Annotated in this window: 7 protein-coding genes and 1 pseudogene; 3 read left to right on the top strand and 5 right to left on the bottom strand. The window is 56.6% G+C overall.

The genetic code is table 11. The features are described from left to right. Nucleotides 1-212, top strand: a 212-nt coding sequence (locus ACEW8Q_RS19600) for a hypothetical protein (protein ID WP_373505746.1), incomplete at its 5' end; no start/stop codon positions are given. 155 nt (nucleotides 213-367) lie between these two features. On the opposite strand, the gene ACEW8Q_RS19595 is transcribed toward ACEW8Q_RS19600, so the two are convergent. Together ACEW8Q_RS19595 and ACEW8Q_RS19590 are read right to left on the bottom strand one after the other, a co-directional pair. Beyond that, entirely contained in the window at nucleotides 368-1,711 is a 1,344-nt protein-coding gene (locus ACEW8Q_RS19595; protein ID WP_373505745.1) for an amidohydrolase family protein, read from the bottom strand. Between the two features lie 171 nt (nucleotides 1,712-1,882). Beyond that, a pseudogene (locus tag ACEW8Q_RS19590) lies at nucleotides 1,883-2,347 on the bottom strand (transposase); the annotation flags it as partial. A gap of 5 nt (nucleotides 2,348-2,352) precedes the next feature. Between ACEW8Q_RS19590 and ACEW8Q_RS19585 the strand changes: the two are divergent. Next, nucleotides 2,353-2,637: a transposase gene (locus ACEW8Q_RS19585; RefSeq protein ID WP_373505747.1), complete on the top strand. Its 285-nt coding sequence runs from the start codon at nucleotides 2,353-2,355 to the stop codon at nucleotides 2,635-2,637. A 206-nt stretch (nucleotides 2,638-2,843) separates the two neighbouring features. Here ACEW8Q_RS19585 and ACEW8Q_RS19580 read toward each other — a convergent pair whose 3' ends face one another. Beyond that, entirely contained in the window at nucleotides 2,844-3,011 is a 168-nt protein-coding gene (locus tag ACEW8Q_RS19580) for a hypothetical protein (protein WP_373505744.1), read from the bottom strand. A gap of 102 nt (nucleotides 3,012-3,113) precedes the next feature. Here ACEW8Q_RS19580 and ACEW8Q_RS19575 point away from each other — a divergent pair, with 102 nt between their 5' ends. Next, nucleotides 3,114-3,374, top strand: a complete 261-nt coding sequence (locus ACEW8Q_RS19575; RefSeq protein ID WP_373505743.1) for a hypothetical protein — start codon at nucleotides 3,114-3,116, stop codon at nucleotides 3,372-3,374. 205 nt (nucleotides 3,375-3,579) lie between these two features. Here ACEW8Q_RS19575 and aspT read toward each other — a convergent pair whose 3' ends face one another. Together aspT and ACEW8Q_RS19565 are read right to left on the bottom strand one after the other, a co-directional pair. After that, entirely contained in the window at nucleotides 3,580-5,274 is a 1,695-nt protein-coding gene (aspT, locus tag ACEW8Q_RS19570; protein ID WP_373505742.1) for an aspartate-alanine antiporter, read from the bottom strand. Then, on the bottom strand, nucleotides 5,267-5,698 hold a 432-nt coding region (locus ACEW8Q_RS19565), incomplete at its 5' end, for a hypothetical protein (protein WP_373505741.1). The genes ACEW8Q_RS19565 and aspT, both read right to left, overlap by 8 nt.

Raw genomic sequence — 5,698 nt, 5'->3', positions numbered from 1 at the left:
ACGTCAGGACGATTGGCCTGGTTGCCAGGGAACTCGGGGAAAGCGAGGACTGGCTGTTCGATGTCGCCTCCGAGATGGAGCCCGAAGACGGCCTGATATGGGTCTACGGGGTTGGTGACGAGGGCGTGATGGCGTTCACCGGCTTTGGAATCGAGACCCTCATGGAGCTGATCAAAATCCACAAAGACAACCCCATGCTTCTGAAGCGTTGAGTCCCGCCAACTCGCCGACTGCAAAGCCGGCGGCCTACGACGGATGGCTACGAAACAACGAACGATATCCCGGTGCGCATGATCGAGAATCGCATGCGCAGGCTTCAAAGGGAATCCAGAAGCGGACTCTTCCGTCAGGCGGTAACCACTAGCCCTCAGCCAGACGATGTGTTCTTGTGAATCTTCCCGTCCTTCATGATGACTACCAGAGTCTTTTCAGGCTCCTCCAGGAGTTCAATGTCTGAGAGTGGGTCGCCATCAATAAGCAGCAGATCAGCCAAGGCACCCTCTTGTATTGTACCAAGTTGCCCCGGATATGGGTTTCGATTTCCCGAGAAGGCAAGGAGCTGTGCGTTGCTGGCAGTTGCCATCTCCAGAGTTTCTGACGATGTGAACCATCGCGTCATTTTTGCGAGCTGATGGCCCTGCTTGGCAGCAGCCTTCTGGTCAAAGAGAATATCCGTGCCCCAGGCAATCTTGACCTGGTACTTCTTTCCAAGCGCGTAGGCCTTGTCTGTGCCGCCGTACATCTCAAGTTGCTTGATTCGGTTGGGCGACCCTTCCGGAAATGCCGAAGGACCGTCATCTGTGAAGGGTTGCAGGCTCCACCAGATACCCTTGTCGGCCATGATCTTCACGGACTCTTCATCAAGCATCTGCCCGTGATCAATGCATCGCACACCAGCTCGAATCGCTGTCTGTACGGCATCCGGCGTGTAGGCATGGACTGTCACGTAGGTTCCCCAGTTCCCTGCTGCCTGAACAGCGGCATGGATCTCCTCTTCGGTGAATTGCGTCACATCCAGGGGATCAAAGCTTGATGCCACTCCGCCACCAGCCATCAGCTTGATCTGGCTGGCGCCTTGCATCAACTGTTCCCGCGCACGACGCAGAACTTGCGGAACGCCATCGGCAATGGCCGTGAAGCCAAGTCGCTCTGTAAAGTGAGGTGGTGCGTCGTCCGACTGAGGCAGATCAAGGACGGTCCGGAAATCACCATGGCCCGAAGTCTGAGATATGGTCGCACCGCTTGGCCATATCCGCGGACCTGCGATAAACCCTTCGTCGATGGCCCGCTTCAATCCAAACGTTGGTCCTCCCAGATCTCGCACTGAGGTAAACCCGCGCATGAGCATGTCGGTGGCGGCCTTTCCCGTGCGAAGCATGCTGTAGTTGGGGTCGCTGGTCATCATGAGTGAAATGGGAAGTGTCGACATGACCATGTGAACATGGGCGTCGATGAGGCCGGGCATCAGTGTGCGGCCGTTCCCGTCGATTATTGCGGCACCTGCCTCGCTGATGGGATCTGCCGAGATCCTGGCGATGGTGTTACCCGTGACCAGAACGTCTGATGGTGGTGACAGAGCGCTGCCTGTGCCATCGAAGATTCGGACATTGCGGAACAATACGCTCTTGGAAGACTGCGCATGTGAAGCCTTCGCGCCGCCTGCAAGTGCGCCGATCGTCAGAGCAAGAAAATCTCTTCGAGAGGGAGCCATGGGTTTCACCTTTCTGCTGACAGTTCGTCGAAGTAACTCAGATATCCGCAATGCTAGCACTTATACTGCTCGATGGTTCTTGCAGATCGTATCATAGAGAGCTCGCTGATTGTGGCGGCTCGGTTTGTTTGAACAGTTGGCTGGGTGTTCTTAAGTAGATTTCCGCATCTGCTATGCTGCCACCGGGATTGGTGACTGCGCATTGAAGTAGGCCTGATCGGGTGTATTTTCGTCAAGCGACGAATGTGGGCGCCGACCATTGTAGAAACCGACGTAACGCCCAATCGAGACACGGGCCTCTGGCACGCCGGTATGGGCGTGCAGATATACCTCCTCACATTTGATCGTCCGCCAAAGGCGCTCGACGAAGACGTTGTCCCGCCAGGCGCCTTTCCCATCCATGCTGATTTTCACCTCGGCACCGGCCAGAACCTTGATGAACTCAACGGAGGTGAACTGGCTGCCCTGATCGGTGTTGAAGATGTCCGGCTTGCTGTAACGGGCAAGCGCTTCTTCAACGGCTTCGATGCAGAACGCCACTTCCAGCGTAATCGACACGCGCCACGACAAGATTCGGCGCGTGAACCAATCAATGACAGCAGCCAGGTAGATGAAGCCTCGCGCCATAGGGATATACAGAGCTGCCGCTGGCGGACACGCTGATCGCCGACAAGGGCTTCGACAGCGATGAATTCCGCGAAGCACTGGCTGCCAGGAACATCAAGGCCTGCATCCCGCCAAAGCCCAACCGGAAGGTTCAACATTCCTTCGACAGGCAACTCTTCAAGGCCCGCCACAAGACCGAGAACATGTTCGACAGGCTCAAGGACTGGCGCCGCATATCAACCCGCTACGACCGTTGCGCTCACACCTTCTTCTCGGCGATCTGTATCGCAGCCACATGCATCTTCTATCTCAATCAATGAGTCCTGACCGTAGGATCTCGCCACGGCCGATTGCTCATGCTTGTCAGCGTCCAGCATAGCGCATGCCATGAGCACGAAGACTATGTCGCGCCTTGCCGTTGCTTGCTGCTGGCGGTGTCAAAGCAGCCGGCGCTTTTCATCTTCACAGGTTGAACCCCCAGGCAGCGACCTTGCAGAAGCAGGCCATTCGCCGAGAGAAGCCAATGTCACCCTTGCGCGAATGCTGAAAGTGATGAGAAATCTTCAATGAAAATGGTCCGGTAATCCACAATCTCTTCATCCGGTGGAGCAGGCTCGGGGTCTTCGACCGCATCATCGCCAGCCTCGCCGGCGAAGGCCCTCGACCCGAACGCATCATGATCGATGCCACCCATCTGAAGGCTCACCGGACTGCAGTCAGCCTGCTCAAAAAGGGGATGTTCCCCGTCGTATCGGGCGCACAAAGTGTGGCCTGAACTCCAAGCTGCAAGTTGTCTGTGACGGCCATCCAAGCCATCTCCGCGCCGCTCGGTTTGTCGGCCCCTCAGAAGCCCAACATCGCCGCCACCCGCTGGCGCACCGTGGCCGACTTCAATGCCGGGCGCCATTTCTACGACAGCGTCCGCGCACCGTCGGCGTTCTGGGTGGATCTCACCAAGCTCGACCTGCACGCCAATCCGAACCAATCTCAGATTTCCCAAACCTGTTGGGCTTCAGGCGGCGCAGGGCTGACGCCATTCGGGATCGCTTGGTCATGACAGGAATCTACTGACCCACCCTCCCGAGTTCAAGTTGCTTTTGTCTGACAGCGCCATGGGCACCAAGGATTTTGTCCACCCGAGCTTTTGACAGTCTTTCGCATGTCATAATGATTTTCGAAATGCACTACTTTACTTGGCGAATGCGGAACGATAAAGTGCAGCAGTCATTTGAATTCTGCGGCCCGCACGGTACTGGTTCAGCTCACATTGACTGTTCCAAGATTGTCACAAGTACCGCGCCCCAAAGTGCGAGCAAGATGTTTCCAATGGCATAGCCCAGACCATAGCCCAAAGTTGGAATTCGACTTTGCGCGACATCCTGGACGGCGGCCAGGGCGGGGGCCGACGTACCGGCACCGCAGCAGGTTCCGAGAAGTACACCTTCGTTCATGTCGAAGACACGACGCCCAACAAATATGGCGGTACCGTGCGACAGCACGACGACAGCGATGGTAATCAAGACCAGCAAGGGTCCGGTGCTGACTAGACCAGTAACAAACCCTGGCCCAGCCGAGATGCCGACGCAGGCGATGAATGCGGAAAGGCCTACAGAATCAAACAGCCACAAGGTCGCTGCCGGGACAAATCCGAACGTTCGGTACCGCGCCCGGAGCCAGCCCGCGATCAGACCGCCAATCAACGTCCCGACCGCAATGCCGAGGCCAAGTTCAAGTGCGCCCAGATGCAGAGTGGGCAGGCCGATCAGACCACCGAGAAAAATAAAAACTCCAACAAAAACCATGTCTGTTGCGGTCGTCGGTCGATCAGCGTAGCCGATCATTTTTGCCGCGTCTTCAACATGGCGCTTGCTGCCGACGAGTGTCAGAACGTCGCCGCGCTCCAGCGTCAACACACCATAAATCGGCATCTCCTCGCCAGACCGCAGAAGTTTGCGCAAGAATACGGTACGTGCCTCTGGTCTACGTTTCAACTCAAACAAAGACTGACCGATCACCCCGCGCTTGGTCACCACCACATCAGCGCTCTCTGCGGGTACATCCAGAAGTGCGGCATCATCGATTTCAGTTCCGATTGCTACGGATCTGGCGACAAGGAACTCGCGCAGGCCGACCACGGCAACAATGTCTCCCGCTTCGAGGCGCAGGTCGGGATTTGCCGGCAGGATATCGACCTTTCGACGAACCTGCTCTACATAGGCTTTCGCGTCTTGCGGCACCCGGGCTTCGGCCTGCGAAATCGTCATGCCAACCCATGTTGGGTCTACCAGATAGGCGCGTGCCTCGATGCTGCGACGGGCGGATTGCGCAGATGTTGCGCCATCCTCCGAGGCATTCATTCCAGCCTCGAGTTCCGCGCAGGCTTCAGCAAGGCTGCGTCGCAGAAAGCGCGGGGCAATCTGTGATGCCATGAGAATAGTTGCGATCACACCTGCCAGATAGGCAACTGCGAAGGAGGTGGCGACATCTGCCTCGAACGCCTGGACCATGGTGGCATCCGCACCGCTTTTGCGGAAAGTATCCAGTGCCACGCCAACTGCGGCAGATTCGGTAGTGGCCCCAGCCAGCAACCCGGACGCGGTGCCGATCCCAAGGTTGAAAATGAGGGAGGCACCAAGAACCACGGCCAGAGCGACCACACACAGGATCACTGTCACGGCGATCTGCGGAAGCGCCTTGGCATTGAGGCTGCGAAAGAACTGCGGACCTGTGCGATAACCGATCGCGAACAGAAACAGCAGAAAGAATGCTTGCTTCACATCATTGGACATGACCACACCGGTCTGTCCGATCAGGACACCGGCAATCAGGCATCCCGTGACCGCGCCAATCGTGAAGGTGCGGTATCTGATTTTTCCGATGGCATAGCCAAGCCCCAGGGCCAGAAACAACGCAAGTTCGGGATGCTCAATCAGAATGCCCGAAAGAAGATCAAACATTGCGGTCCGCGCGAAGTAGAGAGCTTTGGTCTGGCATGGTGCGGTCCTTCTTCGTCGCCTGGGCTTTGCTACTGTCAATCCGGCATCCAGAACGGCTGACCGTCAAAGAGTTATCTTGGTGATCATGCACAAGACCACATACGAACCAAGTGATATTTATCGGCTCCAGCTGATTATCCAGAACCCTGTGACGTATGATTGCGCTCCATGCCGGAACAAAACCATTGGAGCGATCTGTTTCCAACGTGTTTAAGTGTTCCGGACTGGACTTTGCAGGCTGGGTGGTAATCCCCCCGTTTTTGGAGGGGGTTTGGAAGTAGAATTTTCTCGGTATCCTGAACGAGGAGATTCGGATGAAGAAGAGCAGGTTCACGGAAGCGCAGATCGTGGGCATTTTGCGCCAGGCGGAGGGCGGGATGCCTGT

Source organism: Aestuariivirga sp. (assembly GCF_041738905.1).
Lineage (GTDB): Bacteria > Pseudomonadota > Alphaproteobacteria > Rhizobiales > Aestuariivirgaceae > Aestuariivirga.
The sequence above is the reverse complement of the archived record's forward strand: the minus strand, read 5'-3'. Positions and strand labels throughout refer to the sequence as shown.

Excerpts from the sequence above, each read along its gene's own strand:
- ACEW8Q_RS19580 (WP_373505744.1), bottom strand. The coding sequence starts at position 3,011 with ATGGGTGGCATCGATCATGATGCGTTCGGGTCGAGGGCCTTCGCCGGC.
- ACEW8Q_RS19595 (WP_373505745.1), bottom strand. The coding sequence starts at position 1,711 with ATGGCTCCCTCTCGAAGAGATTTTCTTGCTCTGACGATCGGCGCACTT.
- aspT (WP_373505742.1), bottom strand. The coding sequence starts at position 5,274 with ATGTTTGATCTTCTTTCGGGCATTCTGATTGAGCATCCCGAACTTGCG.